At 70.3% G+C, this 16195-nt stretch carries 7 protein-coding genes; 4 read left to right on the top strand and 3 right to left on the bottom strand.

Annotated features, from left to right (window positions below; translation table 11 throughout):
- The coding region (locus HNV26_RS24945; protein WP_171452884.1) for an alpha-2-macroglobulin family protein at positions 1-5094 on the top strand (5094 nt) is incomplete at its 5' end.
- Positions 5095-5116: 22 nt separating this feature from the next.
- On the opposite strand, the gene HNV26_RS24940 is transcribed toward HNV26_RS24945, so the two are convergent.
- Positions 5117-5800, bottom strand: a complete 684-nt coding sequence (locus HNV26_RS24940; protein ID WP_171442875.1) for a phospholipase D-like domain-containing protein — start codon at positions 5798-5800, stop codon at positions 5117-5119.
- 33 nt (positions 5801-5833) lie between these two features.
- Here HNV26_RS24940 and pbpC point away from each other — a divergent pair, with 33 nt between their 5' ends.
- The gene (pbpC, locus tag HNV26_RS24935) at positions 5834-8203 is read left to right on the top strand and encodes a penicillin-binding protein 1C (RefSeq protein ID WP_171442874.1); all 2370 of its coding nucleotides are present in this window, start codon (positions 5834-5836) and stop codon (positions 8201-8203) included.
- Positions 8204-8263: 60 nt separating this feature from the next.
- Here pbpC and HNV26_RS24930 read toward each other — a convergent pair whose 3' ends face one another.
- On the bottom strand, positions 8264-10069 hold the full coding sequence (locus tag HNV26_RS24930) for a CotH kinase family protein (protein ID WP_171442873.1): 1806 nt from the start codon (positions 10067-10069) through the stop codon (positions 8264-8266).
- Positions 10070-10357: 288 nt separating this feature from the next.
- Here HNV26_RS24930 and HNV26_RS24925 point away from each other — a divergent pair, with 288 nt between their 5' ends.
- Positions 10358-10828, top strand: a complete 471-nt coding sequence (locus HNV26_RS24925) for a hypothetical protein (RefSeq protein ID WP_216612689.1) — start codon at positions 10358-10360, stop codon at positions 10826-10828.
- A gap of 7 nt (positions 10829-10835) precedes the next feature.
- Here HNV26_RS24925 and HNV26_RS24920 read toward each other — a convergent pair whose 3' ends face one another.
- A complete protein-coding gene (locus HNV26_RS24920; RefSeq protein WP_171442872.1) occupies positions 10836-14552 on the bottom strand; it encodes a TolB family protein in 3717 nt (1238 codons plus the stop codon).
- 184 nt (positions 14553-14736) lie between these two features.
- Between HNV26_RS24920 and HNV26_RS24915 the strand changes: the two genes are divergently transcribed.
- A complete protein-coding gene (locus tag HNV26_RS24915; RefSeq protein ID WP_253816999.1) occupies positions 14737-16188 on the top strand; it encodes an LVIVD repeat-containing protein in 1452 nt (483 codons plus the stop codon).
- Positions 16189-16195: the final 7 nt, after the last annotated feature.

Raw genomic sequence — 16195 nt, 5'->3', positions numbered from 1 at the left:
GGTGGGCAGGGCGTGGGTGACGTGAAGTGGCGCACGCTTCCCGCCACGCGCAACGTCGTCAGCGCGCAGCTGACCAGCGGGCTGCTCAAGCAGGGCCGCACGGTCGACTTCAGCCTCCAGGCGGGACTGCCCGCCGCGTCGCAGGCGAAGGCGACGGCCCCCGCCGCGCGCAGCGCGTTCGAGCTCCGCGCCGGCAAGCGAATGGACATCACCCGCGCCTCGGTGGAGCAGGGCACCACGGGTTTCTACATCGAGGTGAGCTGCCGGGACGTGGACGGCGCCGCACCGCCCTCCCCGCGCGAGACGGAAGGGTATGACCCGTACTACTGGGACCACCGCAACAAGGGCTGCACGTTGGATGACGGCGTCGCCGCGGAGGCCATCCACCTGACGCCCGCCGTCAAGGTCTCCGTCGCGCCGTCCCGCCGCGGCTTCCGCATCTTCGGTGACTTCAAGCGCGGCTCCTACGCGCTGCGCATCGACGCGGGCACGTCCTCGGTGGGCGGCGGCACGCTGCTGGCCACCTACGAGGAGGCCTTCGCCGTCCCCGCGCGCTCGCCGCAGCTGTCCTTCGCGACCACCGGCCGCTACCTGCCGCGCAGCGCGTGGCGCAACCTGCCGTTGCAGCACCTCAACCTGGACTCGGTGGAGCTCACCGTCCGCAACGTGCCGCCGGAGAACCTCGTCTTCTGGATGAGCGACGACTACCGCGAGCGCGCGGACGAGCGCACCTCCAACGTGGTGGCGAAGCGGACGCTGGCGCTCAAGTCGCAGCCGGACACGCTGGCGACCACCTACGTGGACGTGGCCAGCCTGGTGCCGGCGAACACGAAGGGCCTGGTGGAAATCACCGCGAAGCAGAACCACCACGTGGCGGCCAGCCGCATCCTCCTCACCAACCTGAGCCTGGTGGCCAAGCGCGGTGAGGCCGCGCCGGGCTCCACCGGCGCCGGTGAGGTCTGGGTGTGGGCGCTGGGCATCGAGAGCACCGAGCCGCTGTCGGGCGTGGAGGTCTCCCTGGTGAAGAAGAGCGGCGAGTCGGTGGCCCGCTGCACCACGGTGGCGGCGGATGGCTGCCGGCTCCAGGTGCCCGCGCCCGGCATCGACGACAGCGCGCCCTTCGCGCTCATCGCCCGTGACGGCGAGGAGCTGACGTACCTCAAGTACAGCGAGCTGAAGACGGAGATCGCCAACGCGGACGTGCATGGCGAGCCCTACCGTTCGGCGAAGGCCTACCGCGCGTCGGTGTGGTCGGACCGGGGCGTGTACCGCCCGGGCGACACGGCCCACATCGCCGCGGTGCTGCGGGGCCAGGATGACAAGGCGCCGCCGGCGGGCATGCCCGTGGAGTTGGTGGTGGTGGACCCGCGTGAGCGCGAGCTGAAGAAGGTGTCGCTGAAGACGAACGAGGCGGGCCTGGTGACGCTGGACCTGCCCTTCGACTCATTCCAGGACACGGGCAGCTACCGCGTGGTGCTGAACGTGGCGGACCGCGAAGTGGCAATCTACTCCGTCAGCGTGGAGGAGTTCGTCCCGGAGCGCATGAAGGTGGAGGCGCGCACGGAGCAGGCCGGCTATCTCCAGGGTGACGAAGTCCCGGTGGCCGTGGAGGCCGCGTACCTCTTCGGCGGCTCGGCGGAGGGCAGCCCTGTGGAGCTGACGTGCCGGCTGATCCCGTCCGCCTTCAAGCCGAAGGAGAACGCCCAGTACGCCTATGGGCTGTGGCGCCAGGAGGGCAGCGAGCCCCGCCCCGTCACGCTGGGCCAGGTGCAGGGCACGCTGGACGCGAAGGGACAGGCCGTCCTGCGTTGCCCGGCCCAGGGCGCCATGGGGGCCCTGCGGGGCGCCGGGGCGCTGAGCGCGCTGGCCAGCGTCTTCGAGTCGGGCAGCGGCCGCTCCACCCTGGGCAGCGTGACGGTGCCGGTGCATCCGGAGGCGTACTACGTGGGCCTCCAGGGCAGCACGGGCAAGGTGAAGGCCGGCAAGCCCTTCACGGTGAAGGGCGTGGTGGTGGACTGGGACGGCAAGCTGCTGGCCGCCTCGGACAAGACGCCCAGGACGGTGGACGTGGAGTTCCTGCGGCTGGAGGAGGAGTACGGCTCCTTCTACGACGAGAACGAAGGCTACGAGCGTTACCAGCGCTACCTGCGCCCGGTGCGTGAGGGCCGCTCCACGGTGGCGGTGAAGGATGGCCGCTTCTCGCTGGACGTGACGCCGGGCGCGGACTCCGCGGGCTACATCGTGCGCGTGCGCTCGGGTGGGGCCCAGACGGACCTGGAGCTGGAAGGGGAGGGCCGCTACTACTGGTGGGGGGAAGGCTCGCGCGTGGACCAGACGCCGCGCCCGCTCAAGCCCACCTCGTTGGAGCTGGCGCTGCCGGCGAAGGGGCGCGTGGGGCAGGCCATCACCGTGAAGGTGAAGTCGCCCTACAAGGGGCGCATGCTCTTCACCGCGGAGACGGACCGCGTGCTCGCCTCCCATTGGGTGGCGGTGGAGCCCGGCGAGGTGACGTGGAACTTCACGCCGTCCGCCTTCGCGCCCAACGTGTACGTGAGCGCCTTCCTGGTGAAGGACCCGCACCTGGAGTCCGCCGAGGCCTTCATGCCCGACCGCGCCTTCGGCGTGGGCGGCGTCACGCTGGAGCCGGTGGAGTACACGCAGTCGGTGACGATGAACGTGCCCAAGGAGGTTCGCTCCAACGACACCCTCACGGTGGACCTGGAGCTGGGCCCGCAGGAAGGACCCACCTTCGCCACCATCGCGGTGGTGGACGAGGGCATCCTCTCCCTCACGCGCTTCCAGAGCCCGGACCCGCAGAAGCAGCTCTTCTCCCGGCGGGCGCTGGGCGTGGAGACCTACGAGACGCTGGGCTGGACGCTGCTGGTGCCGCCGGGCGGCGCGTCCCGCTCCACGGGTGGTGACAACGAGGGCGGCGCGGATGGCCGCGTGCAGCCCGTCAAGCCGGTGGCGCTGTGGAGCGGCCTGCTGCCGGTGCCGGCGAACGGCAAGCTGCGCGTGCCCTTCAAGCTGCCCCAGTACCGCGGCGCGGTGCGGGTGATGGCGGTGACGGCGGGCCCGCAGCGCATTGGCCGCGCCAGCGCGCAGGTGCTGGTGCGCGACCCGCTGGTGCTCCAGACGACGTTGCCTCGCTTCCTCACGCAGCACGACGAAATCCAGGTGCCCGTCTTCGTCACCAACCTGTCCGGCAAGGCGCAGGACGTGAAGGTGACGCTCAACGCGGAGTCACTGCCGGTGCCAGGGCTGGTGATGCCCGCGGCGGCCACTTCGCCGCTTCAGCTGCTGGGCAAGAGCGAGGGCACGGCGCGGGTGGCGGACGGCAAGTCCCACACCTTCGTCTTCCAGGCCCGCGCGGTGCAGGCGGTGGGCGCGGCGCGGCTGTCGGTGACGGTGGAGGGCGGCGGCTACACCTCGAGTGAGTCGCTGGACGTGCCGCTGTCTCCGGCGGGCCCGCGCGAGCGCCTGGTGCAGCAGATTGAACTGGCGCAGGGGACGACGGACGTCTCGCAGTACCTCCAGGGCTGGGTGCCCACGACGGAGCGCTCCACGCTGTGGGTGACGGCCAATCCGTACGCGCGCTCGTTGCAGCACCTCGCGTACCTGGCGCGCTACCCCTACGGCTGCGTGGAGCAGACGACGTCCGCCACCCGTCCGCTGCTGTACGTGTCCGAGCTGGTGAACGACGTGGACCCCACGCTGACCCAGGGCGGGACCGTGGGCGACATGGTGCTGTCGGGCATCAACCGCATCCTGGCCATGCAGACGCCGTCGGGCGGCTTCGGCTACTGGCCGGGCGCCACGGAGCCGGTGGGCTGGGGCTCGGCGTACGCCACGCACATGCTGCTGGACGCGCAGAAGCTGAAGTACCCCGTGCCGCAGGACCGGCTGAACGACGCGCTCACGTGGATGTCCACCGAGCTGAACAAGTTCGAGAGCCGCCAGGGCCGCGACGACATGTACACGGACAGCGCGGAGGCCTACATGCACTACGTCCTCTCCGTGGCCGGCAAGGGCCGCAAGGCGCGTGTGCAGAAGATGGTGGACGCGCTGGCGGAGCGGGCGAAGCAGAAGGCGCTCACGGGCGAGGAGCAGGAGCGTGACTACATGCTCAAGGCCTCGCTGTGGCTGGCGGGCGACCGGCGCTACGAGAAGGAGCTGCGCAACCCCGACCTGTCGCCCGTCACCGAGGAGCGGAAGAACGACTGGTCCTTCTACTCCGACCGGCGCCGTCGCGGCTTCATGCTGAGCACCTTCCAGGACTTGTTCGGCAAGGACGCGGCGGGTGAGCCGCTGGCGCGCATGGTGGCCGAATCGCTCCAGGCGCACTCCAGCGGCTGGTACACGACGCAGGAGTTGGTGTGGGGCATCACCGGCCTGGGCAAGCGGCTGCAAGGGACGTCCACCCAGTTCTCCGCGCCGGTGCTCAAGGCGGACGGGAAGGTCATGACGCCGGTGCAGGACAAGACGGTGCGTTCGTCGGACCGGACGTGGGCCCTGGCCCGCGCCAGCGAGCGGCAGGGCCTTCAGCTGGAGGTGACGTCCAAGGACGAGGGCCGGCTGTACCTCGTGCTGAGCAGCGAGGGCGTGCGCTCGGACAGCAAGCCCCGCACGGGCGGCGAGGGCCTGGCGCTCACGCGCACCTGGCGCAAGCTGGACGGCACGGTGCTGGCCATGGGGCAGGCCCCGGTGGCGTTGGCGGACCTCGTCTACGTGGAGCTGGAGATTCGCAACACGACGGGTGAGCGCGTGCAGAACATCGCCCTGGTGGACCGGCTCCCGGCGGGCTGGGAAATCGAGAACGCGCGCCTGGGCCGGGGTGGCTCCACCGACTGGGTGGACCCGGCGTCGCTGTGGTCCGCGGACTACGTGAACATCCGCGATGACCGGATGGAGGTCTTCGGCAGCCTGGGGCCTCGCGAGTCGAAGAAGGTCGTCTACGCGGTGCGCGCGGTGACGGCGGGTGCCTTCACCCTGCCGTCCGCGGAGGCAGAGGCCATGTATGACCCGCGCCTGTGGGCGCGTGAGCCGGGCCGGACGATTCAGGTGTCCGGGCCGTGGAAGGACAACCTGCTGTAGCGCGCGGCGCGGGGAGACGCTCCTAGTCGAGCGTCTCCCACAGCGCGTCGAACGCGCGGTTGAAGGGCTGCACCAGCCGCGCGTCGTCGGAGACCAGGACGTTCTCGTGGTTGTACTCGGCGGCCGAGCGCGTCCAGTTGTAGCTGCCCGTCACCAGCCGCAGCCGGTCGAACACGGCGAACTTGTGGTGCATGTGCGCGGACGTCCTGTCCAGGCGGATGGGGATGCCGGCGTCCCCCAGCCGCTCCATGTCGGAGCCCGGGTCCATGGCCTTGTCATCGTCACTCACGATTCGCACCCGCACCCCGCGCCCGTGGGCGTCCAGCAGCGCGCGGGTGATGCGGTCATCCGTCACGGTGAAGACGCAGACGTCGATGGAGCCGCGTGCCGACTGGATTTGCTGGACGATGGCGTTGAGCGGCCCCTCGCCCGGAGAGAAGTGCGCCTCCATGCGCGAGGTCGGCTCGGGCTGGGGCGCGTGCAGCGCGTGCACCGTCTCCTCCAGCCAGGAGATGACCTCCCGGGAGCGCGTGTCCTTCATCGACGCTCGAGCCAGGGCGAAGGCCCGGGAGCGGAAGAGGGTGAGCAGGGCCTCGCCCGCCCGCCGCTCCACCAGGACGGCCTGCAACGCCTGCCGCTCGGTGGGTGTCAGCCGCCGGTCGTCGAGAATGGACGTCAGGATGGCGTCGACTTCAAAGGCATTCATTGCGCGTAGTATACGCCTGGGATTCACCGTCTCATGAGCCGTGCCCGTCGAATCACCCGGAAGCTCTTGCCCGTCGGCCTGGGGTTGCTAGGCCTCACGGTGGCCGCGTGGGTGGCCGCCTGGCGCGTGCCGCTGCCGGCCCGTCTCTTCGCGCCCGCGTCGGTGGTGATGGAGTACCGGGACGGCACGCCGGCCCACGTCTTCCTGGCCCCGGACGAGCGCTGGCGCATCCCCACGCAACTGGAGCGCGTGGACCCGGACTATGTCCAGGCCCTGCTGGCCCTGGAGGACAAGCGCTTCTTCCACCACCCGGGCGTGGACCCGCTGGCGGTGCTGCGCGCGGCGACACGCAACCTGTCCGCGGGGCGGCGGGTGTCCGGCGCCTCGACGTTGACGATGCAGTTGGTCCGCGTGTTGGAGCCGCGGCCCCGCACCTTCACGTCGAAAGTCATCGAGTCCTTCCGGGCGATGCAGTTGGAGGTGCGGCTGTCCAAGCAGGAGGTGCTCGCGGCCTATCTCCAGTTCGTCCCGTACGGGCGCAACGTCGAAGGCGTGGAGGCGGCCGCGCTGACGTACTTCGGCCACACGGCGGCGAACCTGAGCCCCGCGGAGATTGCCACGCTGCTGGCGGTGCCGCAGAACCCGAACCGGCGCTTCCCCACGGCGCAGAACACGGCCCGGTTGAAGTCGGCGCGGGACGGCGTGGCGCGAAGGCTGCTGGACGTGGAGGCGCTGCCCCGAGGTCCCGAGGCGGCCCGCGTGTCGGCGGAGACGGTGCTGCGCGAGGTGCGCGACACGCCCGTGCCCACGGACCTGAAGCCCTTTCCCCGTGAGGCGCCACACGTGGCGGTGTGGCTGCGCACGCAGCGGCCGGAGCATGCCCGGCTGCACACCACGCTGGATGCCGGCACGCAGCGGATGGTGGAGCGGTTGATGCGGGACGCGGCGGTGGGGCTGGCGCCGCGAGGCATCTACAACGGGACGGCGGTGGTGGTGGACCGGCAGCAGGCGGAGGTGCTCGCGCTGGTGGGCAACTTCGACTTCTTCGACCAGAAGCACGGCGGGCAGATTATCGGCTTCGCCACGCGGCGCTCGCCGGGCTCGGCGCTCAAGCCCCTGCTGTATGCCATGGGCATCGACCTGGGAATGGTGGGGCCGGAGCATCTGGTGGCGGACGTGCCCACGGCCTACGGCGGCTATGCGCCGCGCAACTTCGACGGCCGCTTCCAGGGGTTGGTGCGCCTGGAGTACGCCCTGTCCCAGTCGCTCAACATGCCCTTCGTGCGGCTCTTGGAGCGCGTGGGGGTGGAGCGCTTCCTGGGCGCCCTGCAAGCGGCGGGAGTCACGAGCCTGGTGCAGGAGCCCGGGTACTACGGCCTGTCCGCGGCGGTGGGCGGCATCGAGCTGACGCCGCTGGAGCTCGCGGGCGTCTACGTCGCGCTGGCGGGGGATGGGCGCGCGCCGCCGCTGCGGCTTCTGCTGGACGAGAAGGCGGCCGCGCCGGTGGAGGTGCTGTCCCCTGGCGCGGCCTGGCTGACGCGCCAGGCGCTGTCGCTGAGGGACCGGCCGGACTTCCCGGCACGCCGTCGGCTGACGGGCATGCCGGCGCGCGTGCACTGGAAGACAGGGACCAGCTTCGGCCACCGCGACGCGTGGGCGGCGGGCTCGGGGCCCCGGCACACGGCTGTCGTCTGGCTGGGGAACTTCAATCACACGCCCAGCGTGCACCTGGTGGGCGCTGACGCGGCGGGGCCGGTGCTGTTCGACATCCTGGAGGGCGTGGGCCCGCGCGGCCTCAACCTGCCGGACGAAAGCGTGAATCCACCGGGTGACCTGGCCGTGGTGGAGGTCTGCGCCTATTCGGGCCACCTGCCGACGGACGCCTGCGTGCAGCGCAAGCACGTCTACGCGCGGCGCTCGGCGGTGCCCACCGCGCGCTGCCCGTACCACCAGCACGTGGAGGTGGACGTGGCCACGGGGCTGTCGGTGGGGCCCATGTGCCGGACGGGGCGGAAGACGGAGACGCGGGTGTATGTGACGTGGCCGGCCACCATCCGCCGCTGGCTGGAGGAGCAGCACCGGCGCCTGCCGGAGCCGCCCGCCGCCGCGCCTGGCTGTGAGCCCGGGGGCGCGCGCGCGGCCCCGTCCATCGTCTCCCCCGCGCCGGGACACGTGGCCGTGCTGATTCCCGGTGTCCCGGCCTCGCAACAGGAGGTGCCGCTGGAGGCGGAGGCCTCACACGAGCGGGCGCTGACGTGGTTCGTGGACGGGGCGCTGCTGGGGACGGCGCGCGCCGATGAGCGCGTGTGGTGGACGCCGTCCGTGGGCTCCCACGAGATTCTCGTCACCGATGACCTGGGACTGAGCGCGAAGCGGACGCTGGAGGTCCGCATGCGGCCCTGAAACGCAGCGCGGCGCCCCCGAGGACAGGGCGCCGTGCCCAGGTGCGGCTCGCCGCCGCGCTCAGCGCACTTCCCAGCCCCGCGCGCCGCGCTCGTAGCGCTTGCCCGCGCCCAGGTCGCCGTAGAAGAGCAGGTCCTTCACGCCCACCACGGAGCGCCCGTCGAAGAGGCCAATCTCGCCGCTAGCGGGCATCTGGATGCCCAACTGCGCGGCGTTGAGGCGGACGCGCTGCCCCGGGGCCACCGTCAGCGCCGGCAGCACCGCGCCGATGGGGGCACGCACCTGCGTGTGCAGGTGGCCGGGGCTCTGCGCCAGGCTGATGCGCAGCTGCGTCGTCAGCACCATGCCCGCCAGGGAAAGGGGCGCCGAGCTGCGGTTGCCCACCTCCACCCATCCTTCCCGCGGGTGGACGGCCTCCAGCACCAGCGTGGGTTGCTGCCGCGCGAGCCGCTCCAGCTCCTGGAAGATGAAGTCGCGGCGCTCGCGCACGTAGCGCTTGAGGTAGGCGCGGCCCGCGGTGAAGCGGCTGTAGTCCATGAAGGGGTCGTCACGCATGTGCGGGTCGATGAGCGCGTGCAGCTTGTCGATGTGCGCGTCCATCACCTCGCTGGTGAAGAGCTCGTCCATCGCCTTGTCCAGCCGAGCCTCCAGGCGCTCGCGCAGCACGGGGTTCATCACCACGCGGGTGGCCAGGTTGGAGAACACCGGCAGGTAGCCGGGGTACGAGGCCGTCTCCCGCTTGCGCTGCTCGTACATCTTCGCCACCCAGGCGTCGGTGAGGGTGAAGCTGAACAGCGGGTGGCGCATGTTGCTGCTGCTCTGGCTCATGTCCTCCACGCTGATGGGGTACCACCAGCGCGAGTCCACGTTGTTGAGGTCCCACGGGACGTAGGACCACTTCGCCACCGCGCGGTCGTAGATGAAGTAGCTCTCCGAGTCCTCCACGTAGTTGTTGGACATCAGCGCGTCCATCACCATGGCGCGCAGGTAGTGCTCCAGCTCGAAGCGCTTCTCCATTTCGCTGACGAACTGGGGCTCGGGCGTGTGGTTGATGGCGCCCACCATCTCCCAGAGCTTGTCGTCCGGCTGGGACTCGTTCGTCTTCTTCGCCCAGTCCCCCTGGTACGGCACCTTCACCATCTTGAATTCGCAGTCCTTCCAGCCACACCGGTAGATGGTTCCATCCGTGTCGGCGTAGGCGTGCGCTCGCAGGAAGGCCTTGTTCACCTGCTCGATTTCCAGGAACACGCCCTGGTACACGCCGTTGACGTTGAGCCGCACCAGCGTGCCCTTCGACGCGGGGACGCGCATGGCCTCCAGCAGGTCGAAGGCAATCTTCTCCGCCAGCAGCGTCGCATCCGCGTACTCGGCCACGAGGTTGAGTGACGTCCGCCCCTCGAAGCGCACGCCGTCCTCGAAGCTCACGTTCCAGCTCTTCTTCGGGAAGAAGCGCGCGGAGGCGCCCCGCAGGCGCACCCGCACGCGGTACGTCGTCCCGTTCGCCTTGAAGAGGCCGTCCTGCTCCGGCGTCCAAGGGTCCGCCTCGAACATCCGCATCGTCTCTTCGGGGATGATGAGCTCGTACTGCGGCACCGACGTCTGCACGGGCGGCATCACGAAGGGGCGCTCCGTCTCCGGTACGGGCGGTGGCGGCTCCGGAGGTGGGTCCACCGGCGGCGGGTCGATGGGAGGCGGGTCCACCGGTGGCGGCTGCGTCGGCGGCGGATCCTCCTCGCCAGGGGGCGTTTGCGGATTCTCCACGCCCGGAGGGTCCTGGAGGAGCGGTGGCCGCTCCGCCTGGGGGCCATCACAGGCCCACAGGCTCAGCAGCGGCAGGCACAGCATCAATCGAGAAGGAGTCATCAACTCCGGCGCAAAGCAACGGTTGTGCCCGCCTTCAGGGCCCCTTTTTGGTGGAGAGCAAACGCTTGAATGGGCACGCAGGCACCCGCTGTCGCGTGCAAGGGAAACGAATTACCCAGCCTGGTTGCTTGTCCCACCCTGGAGGGAATGGGTCGCGAAGGGGCCCCTGGCGGGGCAGGCGGACAGGCGGAACGGGGCCCCTTTCCCCGCGTGGGCTGTGCACGGGGGGCGGCGGCGGTCCTAGCTTCAAGAGAAGAGGGGGCGCGCCGCGTCAGGGAGAGAGGGCCGCATATGGAATCGTGGAACCAGACGTCGTCAGACACCGTCCGTGTCCACACGCCGCTGGTGGTGAACCGGCGCATCGACGAGCACGTGGAGCGCTGCGTCCGGTACATGGCGGAGAAGGGGGACCGCGCGGAGATGACGCGCTACCTCGCCCGTCTGGAGCGCGAGTGGGACATCAACCGCGCCCTCGCCGTGGGCACGTCGGCCCTGGGGCTGCTGGGCCTGCTGCTGGGCCGGCGGGACGGCGCACGCTGGCGGGGGCTCACCGCGGTGGCGGGGGGCATGCTGCTCCAGCACAGCGTGTCCGGCTTTAGCCCCCTGTCCGAGCTGCTGCGCGTGCTTGGCGTGCGCACCCGCCGGGAAATCGACCTGGAGAAGTTCGCCATCAAGGCGCTGCGCGGCGACTTCGAGCGCATCCCCATGGAGGGCGGGCCCATGGCCCGCGCCAACGCCGCCCTCGTCGCCGCGCAGTCCTGACGCCGCCTCAGCGGCGCGGCGCGGTGTAGCCGCCTCCCAGGGAGGGCATCAGGGCCGGGGACATGGACGTCGGCGATGGGCCGACGCTCTTCCCGGTGTTCGCCTGGTCGAAGAAGCCGTTGAGGCCGGCGATGCCCAGCGAGAAGTTCGTCACCCAGCCCGGGTCCGGCCGGCCGGCAGCGGCGCCCACGTCGAACGGCCGGGCGAAGTGCAGGCGCAGCAGCAGGGGGCCCAGCGCGAGGTTGAAACCGACGACGCCGTTCACCACGCGGTGGTTCCACAAGTCGTCCCGGCCCTCGCCGACGCCGCCCGCGTCGATGGCGGCAATCGCCTCCAGGTCGCTGAGGAAGGCCACCCGGATGATGTCGTTGAGCGGCAGCTGCGCCTCCAGCGTGGAGTAGACGTAGTGCCGGCCGAGCAGCCACTGGATGTCGCCGAAGTTCACGCCGCGCAGCGTGTCGAACGAAGACAGGAAGTAGGAGCGCGCGTACCGGCCTCCCAGCGTGGTGCCCAGGCCGCCGCGGATGAAGATGTTGGCGCGGCCGTAGATGGGGAAGTAGCGCTCCGCGTCCACGCGCACGTTGCCATAGGCCTGGTTGTCGAAGGGCTGCACGCCCACCGTCGTCTCCAGCATGGCCGCGCTGCCCGACAGCGGGCCGGTGGCGTAGTGGTACTTCAGGCTGTCGTAGCCAATCTGCCCGCTCAGCTCCGTCTGGAAGCGGATGGCGCGGTTGCGCGCGTTCCAGGCCGTCAGCAGCTCCCGGTTGGCCGCGTTGCGCTCGGGGAAGAACAGCTCGAACTCCGTGTAGTCGTCCAGGAAGTACCGGGTGCCACCAATGGCCAGGTCGCCCTGCACGAACAGGAAGGTGCTCAGCGGGTAGCGCACGCTGCCGAGCGCGCCGAAGAAGCGCTCACCCGACGTGAAGAAGGCATTCTGCGCGCCCTCTTCACCTTCGAAGGTGCGGTCCACGCGGAAGCGCAGGGACTGGAAGATGCCGCCCCCCCACGTCGTGCGTGACTTGTCGTTGACGTAGAGCAGGTAGCCGTCCGTCAGGTCGAAGCTGCCGTACACCGCCAGGGTGAGCAGGAACTGGTGGTCCTTCATGCGGTCACTGGCCGCCGCGAACAGCTGGCCCACGAAGCCGCCGCCGCCCGCGCCCGCGAAGCCGAAGAAGGGACCGAACTCCAGGTTCTGCCGGGTGAAGGGCTCGTAGTTCTGCGCGTCCGTGAGGGGCCGCACCGCCAGCGGGTTGGGCGGCTCCGGTGGCGGTTCGGTGGGGACGTCCAGCGACAGCATGCGCGGCGGGCGCAGCACCGCGGGCCGGCGCTCACCGGAGACGTGGAACAGCATCCACAGGCTGCCGTCCGGGCCGGGGCCGGGCTCGAAGACGCCCGTCGTCAGGTCCGTGCGCCGCACGATGCGGCCATCCTTCGTCAGCTCGTGCAAATCGGAGCTGCTGTTGTTGAAGGCGGTGAAGAAGAGGCGTCCGTCCGCCAGGGCCACCGGGGCCGTGTGGTCCCGCTCCTCGCTGGTGAGGCGCTCCACCTGCCGGGGCGCGTCCGGCCGCACGCGGAAGAGGTTGAACTGGCGGTGGGACGTCGCGTCCGACGTGAAGACGATGCCCGAGGGACCCCACGTCACCTCGCGCTCGGAGAACACGTCGTCGGTGAGCTGCACCGGCGGAGCGTCCGGGCCCGCCTGCAGGTCGATGGCGTAGATGTCCCGCAGACCCGCGTCGTTGATGCCGATGAAGGCCACCCACCGGCCGTCGGGCGAGAAGGCCGGCGAGTACGCGGCGAGCAGCCCGTGCCGGTCGATGCGGTACGCGGTGCGTCCGCCCAGGCTCAGGTCGACCACCAGGCCCACCTCCCGGTCGATGCCGGTCCGGATGGCGTTGCGGCGCACCAGCACGTCCGCACCGCGCCGCTCCGACTTGTGCGTGTAGTCCTGCACGTAGATGACGTCGCGCCCGGTGATTTCGGCGATGAAGGCCAGCTTGTCGTTCGTCAGCGCGAAGCTGCGTCCGGAGATGGGGTGCAACGACTCCACCCCCGGCACGCCGTCACCCGCGACCTTCACCGTCTTGTCCGGCACGCGCGGATCCATGATGTACAGCCGGCTCTCACCCGTCTCCGGGACGATGGTGCGCAGCCCCAGCACGTTGCCCGACGGAGAAGACGCCATGGCGGTGGTGTAGCCGGGCGCCTTGTCGAGCAGGTCCAGCGCTGGCGCGGACTGCTCGGACGCCAGGTACGTCTTGAAGGCCCGGCGCTTGAGCCAGTTCTCGAACCGCGCGGAGATGCGCTTGGGGTTGTCGCCGGTGAGCCGCTCCAGCAGCTCCTCGAACTTGAGCGACGGTGAATCGCGCGAGCCACCCGACAGCCGCGGCGACTCCTCCAGCACGCGCTGGATGAAGCCGGCGCCATACTCCTCTTCGAGGAAGGACACGCGGACCTGGCCCACCTTGTAGATCCACAGGTAGCCGTAGGGCCCGGGGGAGAAGAAGTCGAGGAAGGCGTAGCCCTTGAAGAGGTCCGGGTTCACCAGCAGGTCCCGCACCAGCATCTCCGCTTCCGGGTCCATGCCGCGCTTGGCGTAGAACTCGGCGAGACCTTCGATGAACCACAGCGGAATGGCCTGCAGCGGATCTCCGAACATCTTGGCCTGCTCGGCCACGGTGCGGACCTTCTGGATGGTGAACTGGTGCGCCAGTTCGTGGGTGCTGACCTCCTCGAAGAGGCGGTGGTCGCCCAGGTACGGCAGCGTCAGCTTCAGGTCCTCGCCGGTGCTGGTGAGACCGAGCGTGCCCTCGGACACGGCGAAGAGGTTGGTCTGCAGGAACTCCTGGTAGCTGCTGTAGAGGATGTACGGGAACGTCTTGGTGGGGACGTACTTGAACTGGTCCACCAGGTACCGGTAGGCCTCCTCGATGAGCGGCGCGGCGCGCTCGGCCACCATGCGCTCACGCTCATAGAAGTAGAAGCGCACCCCGCCCGACTTGTCCCCCAGCGACTTCGCGTAGGTGTAGTTGAAGCCGCCGTCCGCGCCCGCGAACACCGACTGGCCGCCGCCCAGCACCGTCCCGCCGTCGTCATCGGCGTCGCTGGCCATCAGGTAGGTGGCGCCCGCGTCCTGCTCGCCGCCGTCGGTCCCTCCGGCCGCGAGCGCGCCGCCGTCCGCCGTCCCCGCATCGGCCGTGGCCAGGGCACCACCGTCCGCCGTCCCCGCATCGGCCGTGGCCAGGGCACCGCCGTCCTCCGCTCCCCCGTCGACGGCCGCCAGGCCACTCTCCGGGACACCCCCATCTTCACCCGTCGTCCAAGGGGGCACGCCCGCGTCGGTCGCTCCCCCGAGCGCCACCGGCGTGCTGTCGGGCAGCCCCGTCTGGGACTGGGGCTCGGACGAACCTCCTGTCGTCTCCGAGGGTGGACCGGAGGGAGGCGCCTTCGTGTCGCCCTGCGCCGGCGAGGGGGTGGGCGCGCCCGGGTTGGCGCCGCCCGGACTTTCAGGGGGTTGTTCGTGCGCCGTCCGCTCGGGAGGCTTCGCCAGACCGGTGGCCCCCGGGCCGACGAGGATGTCCGTGTGTCGCCACTCGAATTCGTAGCTGTTCACCGCCGTTTTCCCGGGTCTTCGGGGCACGACGTAGAACTGGGCAAGCGCGAGCCCCGGGAAGAGCACGACGAGCAGGGCTGCGGCGAGGGGACGGGGGTTCACTGAAGGCACCTCTGTGGGTGGGGTACCGGCGAGACGACACCTGCTAGGGAGGCTGCCTCCCAGCGGCCCAGGTATACAAGCGCCCCGGCGATTTCTTTCCGTTTACTTGATGGGCAGTGGGCATCGCCCCCTCGGAGGCCGGGGGAGCGCGCGGTTTCGTCGGGTGCTGGCGCCGGATGATATGCATGGGGGCATGAAACGCCTCCTCGCACTCACCAGCACCCTGGCGCTCGCCACCGCTTGCGGCAATGACAATCCGTCCGTTCCCAAGGCGGAGTGTCAGGTCGAGGCCATCGATTTGTCGGCCTGCCAGCTTTCAAGCCTCTCCGCCGTACAGCCCGAGGGCATCTGGAACCTCAACATCAACCTCAACGACGGTACCGGAGCCGCGGCCGCCATGCGGTTGTCGGGAGGGGGCAGCAACACCCAGATGCTGATGGGCCTCGCGGCCACGGAGCGGCAGAGCACCCCGGAGTCGTTCTTCCTGGCCAGCGAGTTCCAGGGCTCCAACAACGTGACGATGCGCTTCGCCGTCGCCGGGTGTTCCTCGTCCGGGCCCGGGCAGATGTCGGGCATCTTCCGGCGTTGCGCCAATGGCACCGCGGACATGAAGGGCACCTTCGAGGCCATCCGGCTGGGCCGCCGCGCGGGTGAAGCGGAGGCCTCCGGCGTGGAGCTGGTCAGCGAGGTGAAGCTGACCGAGGCCACGGCCACGAATGTCGCGGTGGCCCATGGCCACGCCTACGTGACGGCGGGGGCCAAGGGCCTCATCACCTTCGACCTGAGCGACCCCTCGCAGCCGCGCCAGGTCCGCCAGTACGAGCCGTCCAACGACTACTACACGGACGCGCTGGTGAACGGGAGCACGCTCTATGTGGCCAGCCGCCGCAGCGGCATCGCCGTGTTCGACATCACCAACCCGGCGATACCTGTCCGCCTGCGCTCCGTGCCCGAGTCCGTGGTGGAGGTGAACTCCCTCGCGCTGGACGGAAACGTCCTGTACGCGGCGTCGCCCGCGCCCAACGCGGAGGTGTACGTCTACGACGTCGCCACGCCCGCGGAGCCGAAGCAGCTCAGGCGGTACTTCGTCGAGGGCGCGGAGCCCGTGGCGGGGGAGGTGCCCCTGCACGTCGCGGCGATGGGCGGCCGGCTCTACGTGAGCAACTGGTCCTTCGGAATGACCGTCTCGGACGTCACCACCCCGGCGAGCCCGAAGCTGTTGGGCCGCTTCGCCAACGGCACGTCGCGCGCCACGGCGGTCGGCATGGTGGGAGACCGCCCCTACGCGTTCGACGCGGGCGAGGACTGGGGCGCGCACCTGAGCGTCCTGGACGTGAGCGCGCCGGCCACGGTGGCCCGGACGGGTGAGTTCCGGACGCGCCCGGAGGTGTCCATCCGCTCGGTGGCGTTCTCCGGGACGAAGGTCTACCTGGCCTATGGTCAGGATGGCCTGCGCATCGTGGACGTGTCCGTCCCCGGCTCGCCCCAGCAGGTGGGGTACTACAACACCTGGCGGGAGACGGATGCGGGCCACGGCGTCGTGTTCCTCGAAGGCCTTAGCAAGGTGCACGTGCCGGGCGACGGATTCGTGTACGCGACGGATTCCTCGCGAGGCCTGCTCATCTTCCGCGAGACGACGGAGTAGGCTGTCT

This window comes from Myxococcus xanthus (assembly GCF_013116825.1).
Taxonomy (GTDB): domain Bacteria; phylum Myxococcota; class Myxococcia; order Myxococcales; family Myxococcaceae; genus Myxococcus; species Myxococcus xanthus_B.
This window is presented reverse-complemented; position numbering and strand designations above follow the sequence as displayed.

What these genes read in the sequence shown, in the direction of transcription:
- HNV26_RS24940 (WP_171442875.1), bottom strand. Translation starts at nt 5,800, where the DNA reads ATGAATGCCTTTGAAGTCGACGCCATCCTGACGTCCATTCTCGACGAC.
- pbpC (WP_171442874.1), top strand. Translation starts at nt 5,834, where the DNA reads ATGAGCCGTGCCCGTCGAATCACCCGGAAGCTCTTGCCCGTCGGCCTG.
- HNV26_RS24925 (WP_216612689.1), top strand. Translation starts at nt 10,358, where the DNA reads ATGGAATCGTGGAACCAGACGTCGTCAGACACCGTCCGTGTCCACACG.
- HNV26_RS24915 (WP_253816999.1), top strand. Translation starts at nt 14,737, where the DNA reads ATGAAACGCCTCCTCGCACTCACCAGCACCCTGGCGCTCGCCACCGCT.